This window comes from Ideonella alba, from assembly GCF_018069875.1.
In the GTDB taxonomy this organism is placed as follows: domain Bacteria; phylum Pseudomonadota; class Gammaproteobacteria; order Burkholderiales; family Burkholderiaceae_C; genus Ideonella; species Ideonella alba.
Genome location: NZ_JAGQDF010000013.1, coordinates 99,035 through 116,924 on the forward strand (window position 1 = coordinate 99,035; position 17,890 = coordinate 116,924).

The 17,890-nt window shown below is 72.1% G+C and carries 16 protein-coding genes; 12 read left to right on the forward strand and 4 right to left on the reverse strand.

All coding sequences use genetic code 11. The annotated features are described in order from the left end of the window. The first annotated feature begins 36 nt into the window (after positions 1–36). From KAK07_RS20040 to KAK07_RS20080, 9 genes are all read left to right on the forward strand, one after another. On the forward strand, positions 37–1,773 hold the full coding sequence (locus KAK07_RS20040; RefSeq protein ID WP_210855344.1) for a 2-hydroxyacyl-CoA lyase: 1,737 nt from the start codon (positions 37–39) through the stop codon (positions 1,771–1,773). 34 nt (positions 1,774–1,807) lie between these two features. Beyond that, the gene (locus KAK07_RS20045; RefSeq protein WP_210855435.1) at positions 1,808–2,974 is read left to right on the forward strand and encodes an acyl-CoA dehydrogenase family protein; all 1,167 of its coding nucleotides are present in this window, start codon (positions 1,808–1,810) and stop codon (positions 2,972–2,974) included. After that, complete coding sequence (locus tag KAK07_RS20050) at positions 2,971–3,738, forward strand: SDR family NAD(P)-dependent oxidoreductase (protein ID WP_310738634.1); 768 nt, start codon at positions 2,971–2,973, stop codon at positions 3,736–3,738. The genes KAK07_RS20045 and KAK07_RS20050 overlap by 4 nt, the downstream gene beginning before the upstream one ends. Before the next feature lie 10 nt (positions 3,739–3,748). Beyond that, positions 3,749–4,765 (forward strand): phosphotransferase family protein, encoded by a 1,017-nt coding sequence (locus KAK07_RS20055; RefSeq protein WP_247661213.1) that lies wholly within the window; start codon positions 3,749–3,751, stop codon positions 4,763–4,765. Beyond that, entirely contained in the window at positions 4,765–5,730 is a 966-nt protein-coding gene (locus KAK07_RS20060) for an AEC family transporter (RefSeq protein WP_210855340.1), read from the forward strand. The genes KAK07_RS20055 and KAK07_RS20060 overlap by 1 nt, the downstream gene beginning before the upstream one ends. Positions 5,731–5,806: 76 nt before the next feature. Then, positions 5,807–6,685 (forward strand): alpha/beta hydrolase, encoded by an 879-nt coding sequence (locus tag KAK07_RS20065; protein ID WP_210855338.1) that lies wholly within the window; start codon positions 5,807–5,809, stop codon positions 6,683–6,685. Positions 6,686–6,789: 104 nt separating this feature from the next. Next, entirely contained in the window at positions 6,790–7,350 is a 561-nt protein-coding gene (locus KAK07_RS20070) for a GbsR/MarR family transcriptional regulator (protein WP_210855336.1), read from the forward strand. A 19-nt stretch (positions 7,351–7,369) separates the two neighbouring features. Next, positions 7,370–8,728 carry a cytochrome ubiquinol oxidase subunit I gene (locus KAK07_RS20075; protein ID WP_210855334.1) on the forward strand — a complete coding sequence of 453 codons (1,359 nt, stop codon included), beginning with the start codon at positions 7,370–7,372 and terminating at the stop codon, positions 8,726–8,728. Beyond that, the gene (locus KAK07_RS20080) at positions 8,725–9,720 is read left to right on the forward strand and encodes a cytochrome d ubiquinol oxidase subunit II (RefSeq protein ID WP_210855332.1); all 996 of its coding nucleotides are present in this window, start codon (positions 8,725–8,727) and stop codon (positions 9,718–9,720) included. Before KAK07_RS20075 ends, KAK07_RS20080 begins: the two co-directional genes overlap by 4 nt. Before the next feature lie 15 nt (positions 9,721–9,735). Here KAK07_RS20080 and KAK07_RS20085 read toward each other — a convergent pair whose 3' ends face one another. After that, a complete protein-coding gene (locus KAK07_RS20085; protein WP_210855329.1) occupies positions 9,736–10,104 on the reverse strand; it encodes a DUF1428 domain-containing protein in 369 nt (122 codons plus the stop codon). 259 nt (positions 10,105–10,363) lie between these two features. Between KAK07_RS20085 and KAK07_RS20090 the strand changes: the two genes are divergently transcribed. Genes KAK07_RS20090 through aldA form a run of 3 tightly spaced genes read left to right on the forward strand, consistent with a single transcriptional unit; the run spans position 10,364 to position 14,189 of the window. Continuing rightward, complete coding sequence (locus KAK07_RS20090) at positions 10,364–10,957, forward strand: QcrA and Rieske domain-containing protein (RefSeq protein WP_210862859.1); 594 nt, start codon at positions 10,364–10,366, stop codon at positions 10,955–10,957. Between the two features lie 38 nt (positions 10,958–10,995). Next, a complete protein-coding gene (locus KAK07_RS20095; protein WP_210855325.1) occupies positions 10,996–12,729 on the forward strand; it encodes a PQQ-dependent dehydrogenase, methanol/ethanol family in 1,734 nt (577 codons plus the stop codon). 26 nt (positions 12,730–12,755) lie between these two features. Beyond that, entirely contained in the window at positions 12,756–14,189 is a 1,434-nt protein-coding gene (gene aldA / locus KAK07_RS20100; RefSeq protein WP_210855323.1) for an aldehyde dehydrogenase, read from the forward strand. 230 nt (positions 14,190–14,419) lie between these two features. Here aldA and KAK07_RS20105 read toward each other — a convergent pair whose 3' ends face one another. The 3 genes from KAK07_RS20105 to KAK07_RS20115 form a co-directional block, all read right to left on the reverse strand. Next, on the reverse strand, positions 14,420–15,382 hold the full coding sequence (locus tag KAK07_RS20105; RefSeq protein ID WP_210855321.1) for a pseudouridine synthase: 963 nt from the start codon (positions 15,380–15,382) through the stop codon (positions 14,420–14,422). A 294-nt stretch (positions 15,383–15,676) separates the two neighbouring features. Beyond that, entirely contained in the window at positions 15,677–16,957 is a 1,281-nt protein-coding gene (locus KAK07_RS20110) for a glycerate kinase type-2 family protein (protein ID WP_210855319.1), read from the reverse strand. 10 nt (positions 16,958–16,967) lie between these two features. Then, positions 16,968–17,876 (reverse strand): 2-hydroxy-3-oxopropionate reductase, encoded by a 909-nt coding sequence (locus tag KAK07_RS20115; protein WP_210855317.1) that lies wholly within the window; start codon positions 17,874–17,876, stop codon positions 16,968–16,970. Positions 17,877–17,890 lie beyond the last annotated feature (14 nt).

Genomic DNA, 17,890 nt, shown 5'->3' on the forward strand with positions numbered 1-17,890 from the left:
TGCTACAGTCCGGGGACCGTTCCGAAGGGCCTCACCATGAGCACTCCCACCGTCACTGAAGACAGCGCCGCCGCGCTGATCGCCCGCTTCCTCAAGGCTCGCGGCGTCGACCGCGTGTTCGCGCTGTGCGGCGGCCACATCATGCCCACCTGGATGCGGCTGGACGCCGAGGGCATCCGCCTGATCGACGTGCGCGACGAGCGCGCCGCCGTCTACATGGCGCACGCCCACGCCGAGCTGACCGGCGGCCTGGGCGTGGCCCTGGTCACCGCCGGCCCGGGCGTGACCAATGCGATGACCGGCCTGGCCAACGCCCATGTGGCGCGCGCGCCGGTGCTGGTGCTGTCGGGCACGCCGCCGCGCGCGCAGGAGCACCGCGGCGCGCTGCAGGACATGGACCACTGCGCCTTCGTGGCGCCGCTCACCCGCTTCGCCCGCACCGTGCGCCAGCCCGACCTGCTGCTGAGCGCGCTGGACGAGGCCGTGGCCCGCGCGCTGGGCCAGGGCGGCGAGCCCGGCCCGGTGTTCGTGGACGTGCCGGTGGATGTGCTGCGCGCGCGGGTCTCGCCCGCGGTGCAGCTGCCCGAGCTGTTCAACCCGCCGCCCGCCACCGTGGCCGGGCCCGACCAGGCCGCGGTGCAGCGCGCGGTGGACGTGCTGTGGTCGGCCAAGCGCCCGCTGGTGATCAGCGGCCGCGGCGCGCGCCGCGCCGGGCCCGAGCTGCGTGCGCTGCTGGATCGCCTGGGCGCCGTCTACCTGGACACCGGCGAAAGCCGCGGCCTGGTGCCCGAGTCGCACCCCAGCGTGGTGGCCGCGATGCGCGGCGCGGTGATGCAGCAGGCCGACGTGGTGCTCACGCTGGGCCGGCGGCTGGACTTCCAGCTGGCCTATGGCTCGCCCGCGGTGTTTGGCGATGCCCGCTTCGTGCGCATCGCCGACTGCGCCGCCGAGCTGCGCGACAACCGCCGCGGCGCCGCCGAGATCCTGGCCGACCCGGCCGCGGCCGTGCGCGCGCTGCTGCAGGCCGCGGGCGAGCGCGCCCCCGCCACCGACCGCGCCTGGGCCGCCGGCCTGCGCGAGCAGCACGTGGCCCGCTCGACCAAGCTGCTGCAGACGATGGCCGCCGCGCCCGCCGGCAGCGACGGCCGCATGCACCCCAACCGCGTGATCGCCGCGCTGCGCGAGGCCCTGCCGGCCGACGCCGTGGTGGTGGCCGATGGCGGCGACTTCCTCAGCTTTGCCCGCGTGGGCCTGCCGGCCGACACCTACCTGGACCCGGGCTCGCTGGGCTGCATCGGCGTGGGCACGCCCTTTGGCGTGGCCGCGGCGCTGGCCTGCCCGGGCCGACGCGTGCTGGTGGCCACCGGCGATGGCTCCTTCGGCTTCAACGCGCTGGAGCTGGACACCGCTGTGCGCCACCGCGCGCCGGTGCTGGTGGTGGTGGCCAACAACGGCAGCTGGGCGATCGAGGTGCGCGATCAGCAGGAGACCCACGGCAAGGTGGTGGGCACCCAACTGCAGTTCGCCGATCATGCGATGCTGGCGCGGGCGCTGGGCGCCTATGGCGAGCGGGTGGAGCGCGCGGAAGACCTGCCCGGCGCCATCGCCCGCGCGCTCAAGGCCCTGGACCTGGGCCTGCCCGCGCTGCTGGACGTGGTGGTCACGCCCGAGGCCGTGTCGTCCGACGCCAAGTCCGGCCTGGCCTGGGTGCCCGACCTGCAACCGCTGGCCGCCTGGGACGAGGCCGAGGCGCGCTGGCGCGCCGCTTCCTGATGCTCGGCCTGACTGCTTTCAAGGACCTCCGATGATCGACTTCTCCCTCCCGCCGGCACTGGCCGAGCTGCAGGCGCGCGTGCGCCGCTTCATCGACGAGCAGGTCATCCCGCTCGAATCCGACACGCGCCAGGGCGCCCACGGCCCCGAGCCGGCGCTGCGCGACGAGCTGGTGGCGCGCGCCCGCGCCGCCGGCCTGCTGACGCCGCATGTGGCGCGCGACTTCGGCGGCCGGGACCTGGGCCATGTGGAGCGCGCGGTGGTGTTTGAAGAGGCCGGCACCTCGCTGCTGGGCCCGGTGGCGCTGAACGTGTTCGCGCCCGACGAGGGCAATATGCACCTGCTGCAGGAAGTGGCCACACCCGCGCAGCAGGAACGCTGGCTGCGCCCGATGGCCGCCGGCACGCTGCGCTCGTGCTTTGCGATGACCGAGCCGGCACCGGGCGCCGGCTCCGACCCGTCGATGCTGGCCACCACCGCCCGGGCCGACGGCGAGCACTTCGTGATCGACGGCCGCAAGTGGTTCATCACCGGCGCCGACGGCGCGGGCGTGGCCATCATCATGGCGATGGTGCCGGGGGCGGGGGCCACCATGTTCCTGGCGCCGATGGATGCGCCGGGCATCGTGCTGGAGCGCAACATGGACACGCTGGACCGCTGCTTCCCCGGCGGCCACGGCGTGCTGCGCTTCGAGGGCCTGCGCGTGCACCGCGACGACGTGCTGGGCGAGGTGGGCAAGGGCTTCCACTACGCGCAGGTGCGGCTGTCGCCGGCGCGGCTGACGCACTGCATGCGCTGGCTGGGCGCGGCGCGCCGCGCGCACGAGGTGGCCAGCGCCTATGCGCGCGAGCGCCAGGCCTTTGGCCAGGCGATCGGCCGCCACGAGGGCGTGGGCTTCATGCTGGCCGACAACGCGATGGACCTGCACCTGGCCCGCCTGACCACCTGGCAGGCCGCCTGGGTGCTGGACCAGGGCGAGCTGGGGCTGGCCGAGTCCAGCCGCGCCAAGGTCATCGTTTCGGAAGCCGTGTGGCGCGTGGCCGACCGCTGCGTGCAGGTGCTGGGCGGGCAGGGCACCACGTCGGAAACCGTGGTGGCGCGCATCTTTGCCGACATGCGCGCCTTCCGTATCTACGACGGCCCGTCCGAGGTGCACCGCTGGAGCCTGGCCAAGCGCATCATGAAGGGGCTGCCGGCGTGAGCGATCTGTTTTCTCTGGCTGGCCGCACCGCGCTGGTGACGGGTGCCTCCAGCGGCCTGGGCTGGCACTTCGCGCGCACGCTGGCCGCGGCCGGCGCGGCGGTGGCGGTGGCGGCGCGGCGCCGCGAGCGGCTGCAGGCGCTGGTCGACGAGATCGGCGCGGCCGGCGGCCAGGCCTTCGCGGTGGCGATGGACGTGACCGATGCGGCCTCGGTGCGCGACGCACTGGGCGCCGTGGCCGCCTGGCGCGCGGTGCCGGACCTGCTGGTCTGCAATGCGGGCGTGGCGGTGTCCCGGCCGCTGCTGGAGCAGACCGAGGCCGACTACGACCAGGTGCTGGACACCAACCTCAAGGGCGCCTGGCTGGTGGGCCAGGAGACCGCGCGCCGGCTGGTGGCCGCGGGCCGCGGTGGCGCCTTCATCCACATCGCCTCGATCACCGGCGAGCGGGTGGCCGGCGGGGTGGCCCCCTACTGCGCCTCGAAGGCCGCGCTGCTGCAGCTGACCCGGGCGATGGCGCTGGAGCTGGCGCCCCACGGCATCCGCGTCAATGCGCTGGCGCCGGGCTACATCGCCACCGAACTGAACCGCGACTTCCTGGCCTCCAGCGCCGGCCAGCGCCTGATGGCGCGCATCCCGCAGAAGCGCTTCGGCACCCCGGCCGATCTGGACGGCCCGCTGCTGCTGCTGGCGGGCGAGGGCGGCCGCTTCATGACCGGCAGCGTGCTGGCCGTTGATGGCGGGCACCTGGTGGGCAGCCTGTGAAGGACCCGCGATGAGCCCCGACGAACAACAGCGCCTGGCCGCCTGGCTGCGCGCGCACGTGGCCGCCTTCGACGGCGAACTGCGCCTGAGCCGGCTGGCTGGCGGCCAGTCCAACCCCACCTACCGCGTGGAGGCCGGCGCGCACCGCTGGGTGCTGCGCCGCAAGCCGCCGGGCGTGCTGCTGGCCTCGGCCCATGCGGTGGACCGCGAACACCGCGTGATGGCGGCGCTGGCCGGCCACGGCGTGCCGGTGCCGCGCATGGGGGGCCTGTGCGAGGACCCGGCGGTGATCGGCTCCACCTTCGTGGTGATGGAACATGTGGACGGCCGGGTCTTCGTGGATCCGGCGCTGCCGGGCCTGCCGCCGGCGGAGCGCGCCGCCCTCTACGCCGCGATGGCGGACGCGCTGGCCGCGATCCACCGCGTGGATGTGGCCGCCGCCGGGCTGAGCGGCCACGGCAAGCCGCAGCAGTACCTGTCGCGGCAGATCGCCCGCTGGACGCGCCAGTACCGCGACAGCCAGACCGAGGACATCGCGCCGATGGAGGCGCTGATCGACTGGCTGCCCGCCCACCTGCCCGCCGGCCTGGACGAGCACCCCGGCACGCTGGTGCACGGCGACTTCCGCCTGGACAACCTGATCTTCCACCCCACCGAGCCGCGCGTGCTGGCGGTGATCGACTGGGAGCTGTCCACGCTGGGCCATCCCTGGGCCGACCTGAGCTACCACCTGATGGCCTGGCGTGTCACGCCCGACGAGTTCCGCGGCCTCAAGGGCCACGACCTGGCCGCGCTGGGCCTGCCCGACGAGGCCGCGCACCTGGCGCGCTACCTGGGCGGCCGGCCCGGCCCCGATGCAGCGACGATGGACTGGCTGATGGCCTTCAACATGTTCCGCATGGCGGCCATCCTGCAGGGCATCCTGGCGCGCGCGCGCCAGGGCAATGCCGCCGCGGCCGACGCCGAGGCCACCGGCGCCCGCGCGCGCCGCATGGCCGAGGCCGGCTGGCGCCAGGTGCGCGGCTGATGCAGGCCATCCTGACCGTCACCACGCCCTTCTTCGGGCTGGTGCTGCTGGGCTGGCTGATGGCGCGCCGCGGGCTGCTGGCTCTGGAGGCCATTCCCGGCCTGAACGGCTTCGTGCTGTTCTTCGCCCTGCCCTGCATGCTGCTGCGCTTCAGCGCGATCACGCCGATCGCCCAGCTGCTGGACGGTGCGGTGGTGGCGGTCTACCTGGGCTGCGCGGCGCTGATGAGCGTGCTGGCGGTGGCACTGGCCCGGCTGCAGGGGCAGCGCTGGCCGGATGCCGCCTTCGGCACGCTGCTGGCGGTGTTCCCCAACAGCGGCTTCATGGGCGTGCCGCTGCTGGTGGCGCTGCTGGGCCCGCGCGCCGCGGCGCCGTCGATCGTGGCGCTGGCGCTGGACATGGTGCTGACCAGCTCGCTGTGCATCGCGCTGTCGCAGCTGGGCCACCCGGGCGGCGTGCGCCCGGCGCTGGCGCGCGCGCTGCGCGGCATGGCGGTCAACCCGCTGCCCTGGGCGATCGCGGGCGGCACGCTGCTGTCGGCGCTGGGCTGGCGGCCGCCCACGCCGGTGTGGCGCATCGTCGAGCTGCTGGCCGACGCCGCGTCGCCGGTGGCGCTGTTCGCGCTGGGCGGCATGCTGGCGCGCGGGCCGATGCAGCGCGCGCCGGGCGCGCCGCGACCCCCGGCCGCCTGGGACATCGTGGCGCTCAAGCTGATCGTCCACCCGCTGGTGGTGCTGGCCGCCGGCGGTGCCGCGCGCGCCGCCGGGCTGCCGCTGGACCCGTTCGCCGCGGTGGTGCTGGTGCTGGTGGCCGCGCTGCCCAGCGCCAGCTACGTGCCCATCCTGGCCGAGCGCTATGGCGCCGAGCCGGGGCGGCTGGCGCAGGTGGTGCTACTCAGCACCGTGGGCGCCTTCGCCAGCTTTGCGCTGGCGGTGGCGGCGCTGCAGCCGGGCGCGGGGCCCTGACAGGCGAGGTGCATCCAGACGGGCGCCTCAGGCGTATGCCACGATGCGCCGCGTGGCGCGTTTCCGGAGCCCCTGCATGCCGCCCACCGCCCGTTCCCCGCTCGCCAACGCACGAACCGTGGCGCCGCTGCTGCGGCTGTGGCGCGGTGCGCGATGGGTGGCCGGGCTGGCGGTGCTGGCCGTCCTGCTGTGGGCGCTGGCACTGGTGGCGCTGTGGTTCGGCCAGGAGCGGCTGCTGTTCCACCCGGTGCCGCTGGCCGACTCGGAGCCGCTGTCGCGCGAGGCCGATGTCAGCGAGCGCTTTGTGGACGTGCCCGGCGCGCGGCTGTCGGTGCTGGAGCTGCGCCGGCCGCGGCCGGAGGGCGTGGTCTTCTTCCTGCACGGCAACAGTGGCCACCTGAAGGAGTGGTTCACCGACGGCGGCCCCTACCGCCGCGCCAACCTGGACCTGGTGATGATGGACTACCGCGGCTTTGGCAAGAGCAGCGGGCGCATCGAATCGCAGGCACAGCTGCAGGCCGATGTCGAGGCGGTGTGGCAGTCGGTGGCGGCGCGCTATGCGGGGCTGCGGGTGATCGTCTACGGCCGCTCGCTGGGCACCGGACTGGCGGCGGCCTGGGCGGCCCGGCACCAGCCGGCGCTGACCATCCTGGTGTCGCCCTACGAGAGCATGCAGGCGCTGGCCGCGCAGCACTACCCCTGGGTGCCCTCGGCCCTGCTGCGCTACCCGCTGCGCAGCGACCAGGCGCTGGCGCAGGTGCGCTCGCCGGTGCTGCTGGTGCATGGAGACCAGGACCGGCTGATCCCGCTGGCGCACAGCCAGGCGCTGGCGCGGCAGGCACCGCAGGCACGGCTGGTGGTGATCCCGGGTGCGGCGCACGACGATGTGCACCGCTTTGCCAGCTACCAGGCGGTGCTGGCGCGGGCCTTGTCTGCGCCCTCGGCGGGGCGCTAGACGACCCGCCAGGCGGCGGCCCGGCCGGCGCGATCAACCCGGAGCGCAGCCGGGTCATTTTCTGAATTTTCACAAATTTCTGAAAATTCAAGCAGACTTGCCGCATGTCAAATCTGTCGCCCCTGGTCCGCAGCTTCGTGTCCCACTTCGGCGAGATGGGCAGCCGCTGGGGCATCAACCGCACGGTCGGCCAGATCTATGCGCTGATCTATGTGTCGCAGCGGCCGCTGAACGCCGACGAGATCGGTGAGCAGCTGGAGTTCAGCCGCAGCAACGTCAGCATGGGCCTGAAGGAGTTGCAGTCCTGGCGCCTGGTGCGGCTGCGCCACCTGCCCGGTGACCGGCGCGAGTACTTCGAGGCCCCGGGCGACGCCTGGGAGGTGTTCCGCACGCTGGCCGAGGAGCGCCGCCGCCGCGAGATCGAGCCCACGCTGTCGATGCTGCGCAATGCGCTGCTGGAAGAGCCCACCACCGACGAGGACCGCCACGCCCAGCAGCGCATGAAGGGCATGCACGACCTGATCGAGCTGATGACCACCTGGTTCGACGACGTGCAGAAGCTGGACGCTGCCACGCTGGGCCAGCTGATGAAGATGGGCGCCCAGGTGCAGCGCGTGCTGGCGCTGAAGGACCGGCTCAAGGGCAAGGCCCGCGGCAACGACTGAACCTCACAGAGGATTCCCCATGGACGCCCTGCTTCTGGCGCGCATGCAGTTTGCCGCCAACATCACCTTCCACATCCTGTTTCCCACCATCAGCATCGCGCTGTGCTGGGTGCTGCTGTTCTTCCGCCTGCGCTGGCTGCGCACCCAGGACAGCGCCTGGCTGGGCGCCTACCGCTTCTGGACCAAGGTGTTCGCGCTGACCTTTGCGCTGGGCGTGGTCAGCGGCATCGTGATGAGCTTCCAGTTCGGCACCAACTGGCCGGGCTTCATGGAGCGCGCCGGCAACGTGGCCGGGCCGCTGCTGGGCTACGAGGTGCTGACCGCCTTCTTCCTGGAAGCCACCTTCCTGGGCGTGATGCTGTTCGGCCACGGCCGGGTCAGCGAGCGGGTGCACCTGCTGGCCACCGCCCTGGTGGCCTTTGGCACCACGATGAGCGCCTTCTGGATCCTGGCACTGAACTCCTGGATGCAGACGCCGGCCGGGGTGGAACTGCGCGACGGCGCGTTCTTCGTGACCAGCTGGTGGGAGGTGATCTTCAACCCCAGCTTCCCCTACCGGCTGACCCACATGCTGCTGGCCAGCGGGCTGACGGTGGCCTTCCTGCTGAGCGGCCTGAGCGCCTGGCAGCTGCTGCGCCGCCAGGCCAACGCCAGCACGCCCAAGGTGCTGCGCGTGGGCCTGACGCTGGGCGCGGTGCTGATCCCGCTGCAGATCGCCGCGGGTGACCTGCACGGCCTGAACACGCTGGAACACCAGCCCGCCAAGCTGGCCGCCATGGAGGGCGTGTGGCGCACCGAGCGCGGCGCGCCGCTGCTGCTGTTCGCCTGGCCGGACGAGGCCGCGCGCGAGAACCGCTACGCCGTGGGCATTCCCAAGGGCGCCAGCCTGATCCTGCGCCACAGCACCGATGGTGAAATCCGCGGGCTGGCAGAGTTCGAGGGCGCCCACCCGCCGGTGGCGCCGGTGTTCTGGGCCTTCCGGGTGATGGTGGGCATGGGCTTGCTGATGCTGGGCTTCAGCTGGGCAGGGCTGTGGCTCTACCGGCGCCGCGCCTGGGTGGCCGAGCGCCTGCCGCGGCCGCTGCTGTGGGGCCTGAGCGGCATGGCCTTCAGTGGCTGGGTGGCCACGGTGGCGGGCTGGTACGTCACCGAGATCGGCCGCCAGCCCTTCATCGTCTATGGCCTGCTGCGCACATCGGAGGTGGCCAGCCAGGTGCCGCCGCCGCAGATCGCGCTGACGCTGGCGATGTACCTGACGCTGTATGCCGCGCTGCTGGTGTCGTATGTGGCGGTGCTGCTGCACATGGCCGGCAAGGGCGAAGCCGCGCTGGCGCCGCCGCGGCGGCCCGGGCAGCCTGGCCTGGAGGTGAACGCATGAACTGGGACACGCTGCTGCCCGTGGTCTTCCTGGGCCTGATGGGCGTGGCCATGCTGGCCTATGTGGTGCTGGACGGCTACGACCTGGGCGTGGGCATGCTGCTGCCGCGCGCCACGCCCACCGAGCGCGACACGATGATCGCCAGCATCGGCCCGTTCTGGGACGCCAACGAGACCTGGCTGGTGCTGGGCGTGGGCATCCTGCTGATCGCCTTTCCGAAGGCGCATGGCATGGTGCTGCAGGCGCTGTACCTGCCGGTGGCGCTGATGCTGGTGGGTCTGGTGCTGCGTGGCGTGGCCTTTGACTTCCGCGCCAAGGCGCAGGACCCCTGGAAGCCGGCCTGGAACGCCGCCTTCTTCGCCGGCAGCGCACTGGCCGCCGCCACCCAGGGCTGGATGCTGGGCCGCTACATCACCGGCCTGAGCGACACCACGCTGTCCACGCTGTTCGCCGCGGCCATCGCGCTGCTGCTGCCGGCCGCCTATGTGCTGCTGGGCGCCGCCTGGCTGATCCTGAAGACCGAGGGTGAGTTGCAGCGCCGCGCGGTGGTCTGGGCCAAGATCGCCTGGCCGCCAGTGGTGCTGGGCATGGGCCTGGTGTCGCTGGCCACGCCGCTGGTCAGCCCCACGGTGCGCGCGCGCTGGTTCGCGATGCCCGAGCTGATCGCGCTGCTGCCGATTCCGCTGATCACGCTGGTCGCGCTGGTGGCCGCCCGCGTGGTGCTGAACAGCCGCCTGGTGCTGGACCGCCTGGCCTGGCTGCCGTTCGCCGCCACGGTGGCGGTGTTCGGCCTGGGCGCCACCGGCCTGGCCTACAGCCTGTTCCCCTACGTGGTGATGGACCGGCTGACGGTGTGGCAGGCGGCCAGCGCGACCGAGTCGCTGGCGGTGATCGCCATCGGCTGTGCGATCACCGTGCCGGCCATCGCGGGCTACACGGTGTTCTCGTACCGCGTGTTCCGCGGCAAGGCCCGGGCGCTGAGCTACGCCTGACGGGGTCCTGGCCGATCAGGCCTTGACCTCCACCACCGGCTGGAAGCCGCCGAAGATCATCCGCTTGCCGTCAAACGGCATCGGCGGGTTGTCCGGGTTGTTCGGGTCCATCCGCGGGTCCTCGATCATCTTCTTCATGCCGGCGTCGCGGGTGGCCTTGTCGGGCCACTCCACCCATGAAAAGGCCACGGTTTCGTCGGCCGTGGCCTGAACGGCGCGGCGGAAATCGGTGAGCTTTCCGTCGGGGACGTCGTCGCCCCAGCACTCCATCACGCGCAGCGCGCCCAGCTCCAGGAACAGGGCGTCGAAGTGCTGGGCATGGTCGATGAAGGCCTGCCGGTTCGCGGTGGGCACCGCGATCACGAAGCCGTCGATGTAGGACATGGCTGAACTCCTGGGAAGGGTGGATCGGCGGGCGCGCTCAGACGACGGCGCCACGGGATTCTCGACGAACAAGCCGGCGCCGGATCGACACCGCCGGACCGCCGCGGCGCGCTGACCGCGCGACCCTCCCCGGGGCCTGGGCGCAGGCAGCGATGGGCGCGACAAATTGACATTCTGAATTCAGTATGCACCGGGATTACCCCAAATGCAGAACTCTGAATTCAGAGTACATTGGCCGCACTCACCCGAGGATCTGCCCATGAACCGCACCGACTCCCCCGCTCCCGCCTGCGGCTGCTGTGGCCAGCCGCCGGTCGATGCCAGCCGCCGCCGCGTCATCCGCATCGCCTCGGCCAGCCTGGCTGCACCGCTGGCCATGGCGGCCCTGCCGGCCGCCGCCGCGGCCGCCGGCGACCGCCTGGTGGAAGAAGACGCCGAGGGCGCGCCGCAGCCGCTGCGCCTGTCCGACCTGAAGCCCGGCAAGCCGCTGGTGGCCTGGCCGCTGGACACGCAGCGCGGCGCCCCGCGCGACGAGACCCGGCTGAACAAGATCGTGCTGATCCGCCTGACCGAGGCCGAGATGGCCGCTGACACCCGCGCCCGTGCGGCCGGCGGCGTGCTGGCCTATTCCGCCGTCTGCACCCACCAGGGCTGCGACGTGAAGACCTGGCTCTCGAAGGAGAAGGCCCTGGTCTGCTACTGCCACTCGTCGAAGTTCGCGCTGCTTGATGGCGGCGCGGTCGTCGGCGGGCCGGCCACCCGCGCGCTGCCCGCCGTGCCACTGCGCCTGGAGGGCGATCAGCTGGTGATCGCCGGCGCCTTCACAGCCCCACCCGGCGGCGCACCCGCCTGAGGCCTTCGCTTTCCCACACACCACCCAGGAGACAAACGATGAACCCCACCCTGCGCCCGCTCACCGCCGCGCTGATCGCCCTCACGCTGGCCACGCCCGCGGCCTTCGCGCTGGGCCCCTATGCCCCCGTCACCGACGCCCGCCTGGCCAACCCCGAGCCGGCCAACTGGCTGCAGTACCGCGGCAATTACGGCGGCTGGGGCTACAGCCCGCTGGAGCAGATCCACACCGGCAACGTCGGCAAGCTCAAGCTGGCCTGGTCGCTGGCCACGGGCCAGACCGAGGGCCACCAGTCGCCGCCGATCGTCAACAACGGCTACATGTTCGTCACCACGCCCGGTGCGCAGGTGATTGCGCTGGACGCCGCCAGCGGCGCCGAGCTGTGGCGCTGGAAGAAGGAGCTGCCCGGTGACCTGATGCAGTTGCACCCCACCAACCGCGGTGTGGCGCTGTACGGCGACAAGGTCTATGTGGCCACGGTGGACGCGCAGCTGGTGGCGCTGGACGCCAAGACCGGCAAGCAGGTCTGGGCCGCCCAGGTGGGCGACACCAAGGCCCTGCAGTACATCACGCTGGCGCCGCTGGCGGCCAAGGGCAAGATCATGGTGGGTTCGTCGGGCGGCGAGACCGGCGTGCGCGGCTTCGTCGCCGCCTTCGACGCCGCCACCGGCAAGGAAGCCTGGCGCACCTTCACCACGGCCGCTCCGGGCGAGCCCGGCGGCGACACCTGGCCCGGCGACACCCACAAGAACGGCGGCGGCAGCATCTGGATCACCGGCAGCTACGACGCCGCCACCAACCTGGCCTACTGGGGCACCGGCAACCCCGCCCCCTGGCCCACCGAGGGCCGCAAGGGCGACAACCTCTACACCACCAGCGCCATCGCGCTGGACGTGGACACCGGTGCCATCAAGGGCCACCACCAGTACCACCACAACGACGCCTGGGACTGGGACGAGGTCAGCGCGCCGGTGCTGATCGACACCGAGGTCAAGGGCCGCAAGGTCAAGGCCGCGATCCACGCCGGCCGCAACGGCTACCTGTGGATGCTGGAGCGCAAGGAGGGCGGCAAGATCGGCTTCATCGACGCCCAGCCCTACGTCTACAACAACGTCTTCACCGGCATCGACAAGACCACCGGCCGGCCCAGCTACGACGAGAGCAAGCGCCCGGGCATGGGCAAGGCGGTGGGGTTCTGCCCCTCGCTGTGGGGTGGCAAGGACTGGCCGCCGGAAGCCTGGAACCCCAAGACCGGCCTGTTCTACATCCCGGCCAACAACAACCTGTGCGCCGAACTGCCCGCCGCCGAACCCGGCAAGTACAAGAAGGGTGACCTCTATATCGGCTACCCGATCGAGGGCGTGCTGGGCAGCCTGCGCTACAAGGACGGCCAGAAGCCCAGCACCATCGGCGAACTGCAGGCCTGGGACCTGAAGACCGGCAAGCAGGTCTGGGTCCACAAGTTCGACACCCACCTCTGGGCCCCGCTGCTGACCACCGGCGGCAAGCTGGTCTTCGCCGGCGGCACCAACGACCGCCAGTTCCGCGCCTTCGACGCCAGCAACGGCCAGTTGCTGTGGCAGTACGCGATGCCTTCGGGCGTGACCGCCGTGCCCACCTCCTTCGAGGTGAATGGCGAGCAGTTCATCGCCGTGCAGGCCGGCTGGGGCGTCGACGCCCAGCGCATGCAGTCGGGCATCGACAGCCTCACCGGGAAGCCCCAGGCCGTGCCGCAAGGCGGCACGGTCATGGTCTTCAAACTCGAGAAGTGACCTTCGTCCACCACAGGAGACACACCATGGACAAGTTCGAGCGCAACTACATCAACGGCGAGTGGGTCAGCCCCTCGTCCACCGCCACGCTGCAGGTGCACAACCCCAGCACCCGCGAGTTCATCGCCAGCGTGCCCGACTCCAACGCCGACGACGTGGACCGCGCGGTGGCCGCCGCCCGGGCCGCCCAGCCGGCCTGGGAGCGCCTGCCCGCGATCCAGCGCGCCGGCTTCATCCGCACCGTCGCGCAGAAGCTGCGCGAGCACAAGACGCGCCTGGCCCGGCGCATCTCGCTGGAGCAGGGCAAGATCCTGCCGCTGGCCGAGGTGGAGATCGACTTCACCGCCAACTACATGGACTACATGGCCGAGTGGGCGCGCCGCATCGAGGGCGAGATCCTCAACAGCGACCGCCCCGGCGAGACCATCTACCTGCACCGCCGCCCGATCGGCGTGGTGGCCGGCATCCTGCCGTGGAACTTCCCCTTCTTCCTGATCGCCCGCAAGATGGCGCCGGCGCTGGTGGCGGGCAACACCATCGTCATCAAGAGCAGCGAGGAAACGCCGCTCAACGCCTTCGACTTCACCGAGCTGCTGCACGAGTGCGGCCTGCCGGCGGGCGTGTTCAACCTGGTCACCGGCGGCCGCACCACCGGCGCGGCGCTGTCGGCGCACAAGGACGTGGGCCTGATCTCGTTCACCGGCCATGTGGGCACCGGCATGAAGATCATGGAGGCCGCGTCGAAGAACCTGACCCGCGTGAACCTGGAGCTGGGCGGCAAGGCCCCGGCCATCGTGCTGGACGACTGCGATCTGGAGCTCACCGCCAACGCGCTGTTCAACAGCCGCGTGCTCAACACTGGCCAGGTCTGCAACGCGGCCGAGCGTGTGTACGTGCAGCGCGGCATCGCCGACAGGCTGGCCGACCGTGTCACCCGCCTGATGGCCGAGACCCAGTACGGCAACCCGCTGACCGACCCCAACCTGCACATGGGCCCGCTGATGAACCAGGCCGGCCTGGACAAGGTGGCGGCGCTGGTCGAATCGGCCAAGGCGCAGGGCGCGCAGGTGCGCACCGGCGGCCGCGTGGCCGACCGCCCCGGCTTCCACTACGAGCCCACGGTGCTGGTGGGCTGCACCGACGGCATGGACGTGATGACCAAGGAAATCTTCGGTCCGGTGCTGCCGCTGCGCGTGGTCGACAGCCTGGACGAGGCGCTGGCCCTGGCCAACGACTCCGAGTACGGCCTGACCTCGTCGGTCTTCACGCAGAACCTGAATGCCGCGATGAAGGCGGCGCGCGAGCTGCGCTTCGGCGAGACCTACATCAACCGCGAGCACTTCGAGGCGATGCAGGGCTTCCATGCCGGCCGGCGCAAGAGCGGCATCGGCGGCGCCGACGGCAAGCACGGGCTGTACGAGTACATGGAGACCCAGGTCGTCTACCTGCAGACACCCTGACGCCCCTGCCCGTTCAGCCGCCGCCCGTGCGGGCGGCGGGCCTCTGGACAAACCTTTGGACAAGCCTGGAACAACTCCTCGCTTGTCCACAGCCGCGTCTGCGCTGCGCAGGTTGTTGTCTGTTCATCCCGGATCCCTCCCGGGTGCTGCCCACAGGGTCTGCGGTCACGCAAGTGCCTGTCGCAGCGGCGGCTCGGCGCCTTGTCCACAGCGCAGCGCCTGCTCTACTGCTATGACCAATCAGATATTGAAGACATGGAAGGGATACTGGGCGGCAGCGCCAGCTGCCGTCGGCTCTCGAACACCCGGGCCTGACCGGTCACCGGATCGGTGAAGGCGATGCGCCGCGCCAGCAGCTGCAGCGGCGCGCTGAAGTCCTCGGCCTCACCGGCTGCGGGCGCCGGCTGCAGCACCGGGTAGATGCGGTCACCCACGATGGGCAGGCCCAGCGCGTTCAGGTGCACCCTCAGCTGGTGGGTCTGGCCGGTCTGCGGGTGCAGGCGGTAGCGGGCCAGGTCACCCAGGCGCTCGATCAGCTCGATGCGCGTGAGGGCGTTGGGCTCGCCGGGCACCTCGCGCACCACCATGAACTGTTCGCTGCAGGGCGCCAGGCGGGTGTGGCGGGTCAGCGGAAAGGCCAGGTCGGCCCGGTCAGGCGCCAGTGCCTCGTAGACCTTGGCCACGGCCCGCTCGCGGAACAGCGCCTGGTAGGCGCCGCGGTCCTGGGGCCGCAGGCTGAAAACCACCACGCCGGCGGTCTCGCGGTCCAGGCGGTGGATGGGCACCAGGGTGTCCAGGCCCAGCTGGTGCTGCAACCGGGCCAGCAGGGTTTCGCGGGCATGGCGGCCCTTGGGCGTCATTGCCAGGAAATGCGGCTTGTCGACCACCAGCAGGTGGGTGTCCTGAAACAGGATCTCGGCCTGGAAGGGCACCGGCTGCTCGGCAGGCGGGGTGCGCCAGTACCAGAGCCGCTGGCCCGGGCGGTAGGCGGCGTCAGGCGGCACCGGCTGGCCGGTCTCGTCGAAGACCTCGCCCGCAGCCAGACGCTGGGCCCATTCGGCGGTGCTGGCCTTGGGCAGGCGCCAGGCCAGAAAGGCCAGCACCGTGGGCCAGTCCCCGTGCGGCAAGGCCACCGCGCTGGCCCCCACGCCCTGGCGCGGCGGCGGCTTCCAGGCGGGGGCGGGGCGGCTCATGGCGGCATTCTGGCGCGCTGTCAACGCACAAGGCTGTGGACAGTGTCCTGAACAAGTCGGGCTTGTCCACAGGGCAGGGCCTGTGGCGCCAAGTTGTTGTCGCCCGACCGTGTGGCCGTCCCTGGGCCTGGACACAGGAAGACCGGTGCGCCAAGTGCCTGTCAGGCCACGACAAAAGCGACTTGTCCACAGATGCGGGCGCCCTCTACTACTCCTACCAATGAGACTTCTATGAAGACAGGTGTGGAGAAAGCCGCGCGGCGGCGCGGCGAAAAAAACCCCAGGAGTCCCCGCTCAGAGGACCAGGAAGGCGCGGAAGTCGTTGACGTTGGTGCGGGTGGGGCCGGTGATGACCTGGTCGCCCAACTGCTCGAAGAAGGCGTGGGCATCGTGGCGGTCCAGCGCCTGGCGGGCGGACAGGCCCAGCGCCGCCGCGCGGTCCAGCGTGTCCGGGCCAATCACGGCGCCGGCCACCTCCTCGGCGCCGTCCACGCCGTCGGTGTCACCGGCCAGGGCCCAGACGCCGGTCTCGCCCTGCAGCGCCATCGCGCTGGCCAGCAGGCACTCGACGTTGCGGCCGCCGCGCCCACCCAGGCCCTGGGCCAGCGTGACCGTGGTCTCGCCGCCGCTGAGCAGCACGCAGGGCCGGGTGGCGGGCTGGCCCTGGCGCGCGGCGTGGCGGGCGATGCCAGCCAGCACCGTGCCCACCTCGCGGGCCTCGCCCTCCAGCGCATCGCCCAGGATCAGCGGGGTGATGCCGGCCGCGCGGGCGACGGCCGCAGCGGCCTGCAAGGCCTGGCCGGGCGTGGCGATCAGGCGGCATTCGGCGCGGGCCAGGCGCGGGTCGCCGGGCTTGGCCGATTCGGCCTCCGGGCGCTGCAGCGCCGCCGCCAGCGCGGGGGGCAGCGTGATGCGGTGGCGATCGATCACCGCCTGCGCGTCGGCCACGGTGCTGGGGTCGGCCACGGTGGGGCCGCTGGCGATGTCCACCGGGTCGTCGCCGGGCACGTCGGACAGTGCCAGCGTCAGCACCCGCGCCGGGTGGGCGGCAGCGGCCAGGCGACCGCCCTGGATGGCGGACAGGTGGCGGCGCACGGTGTTCATCTCGCGGATCGTGGCGCCGCTGGCCAGCAGCGCGCGGTTCAGGGTCTGCAGATCGGCCAGCGTGGCGCCATCGGGGGGCAGCGGCAGCAGCGCCGAGCCACCGCCGGAGATCAGCACCAGGGCCAGGTCGTCGCGGCCCAGCGCGCGGGCTTCGGCCATCAGCTGGGCGGCGGCCTGCTGGCCGGCAGCGTCGGGCACCGGGTGGGCGGCTTCCACCACCTCGATGTGGCGGCAGGCGGCGCCATAGCCGTAGCGGGTGACCACCAGGCCGCCCAGCCGGGCCGGGTCGCCGGGCCAGGCCTGCTCCAGCGCCTGGGCCATGGCGGCAGCCGCCTTGCCGGCGCCCAGCACGCGGATGCGGCCCCGGGTGGATTCGGCCAGACCGGCCAGGTGGGGTGCCAGTGCGCGCGCGGGCTGGGCTGAGGCGATCGCGGCGTCGAACAGCTGGCGCAGCAGCGTGCGGGGGTCCATCGCGGGCGGGTCAGTCGGCCACGGCCTGGCCGGCCAGGGCCTCGATCGCCCGCACCAGCGCCGAGTGGTCCCAGCCGGCGCCGCCCTGGGCCACGCAGGCCGAGAACAGCTGCTGGGTGCTGGCGGTGTTGGGCAGGGCCATGCCCAGCGCGCGCGCACTGTCCAGCGCCAGCGCCAGGTCCTTCTGGTGAAGCGAGATCCGGAAGCCCGGGTTGAACGTGCGCTTGACCATGCGCTCGCCATGCACCTCCAGGATCTTCGAGTTGGCAAAGCCGCCCAGCAGCGCCTGGCGCACCTTGGCCGGATCGACGCCGGCCTTGGCGGCGAACACCAGCGCCTCGGCCACGGCCTCGATCGTCAGTGCCACGACGATCTGGTTGGCCACCTTGGCGGTCTGGCCGGCACCGGCCTCGCCCACCCAGGTGATGTTCTGGCCCATGTGCTGCAGCAGCGGGCGGATGCGGCCGAAGGCGCCTTCGTCGCCACCGGCCATGATCGACAGCGTGGCGCTCTTCGCGCCCACTTCGCCGCCCGACACCGGTGCGTCGACGTAATCGTGCCCCAGCGCGGCCATGCGGTGGGCGAAGCCGCGCGTGGCGATGGGAGAGATCGAGCTCATGTCGACCACCGTCTTGCGGGTGGTGGCGTTCTTCAGGCCTTCGGCCACGCCGTCGGGGCCGAAGAGCACGCGCTCGACATCGGGCGTGTCGGGCAGCATCAGGAAGATCACCTCGGCGCGCTCGGCCACGCCGCGCGCGGTGGTGCAGTGGGTGGCGCGGCGGCTGGCCACTGCCTCGGGCACGCGCGAGCGGGTGTGGACGAACAGCGTGTGGCCGGCGTCGATCAGGTGGGCGCACATCGGCGCGCCCATGATGCCCAGGCCGATGAAGCCGAGGGCGCGGGACTCAGGGTGGCTCATGCAATGATCCTGTG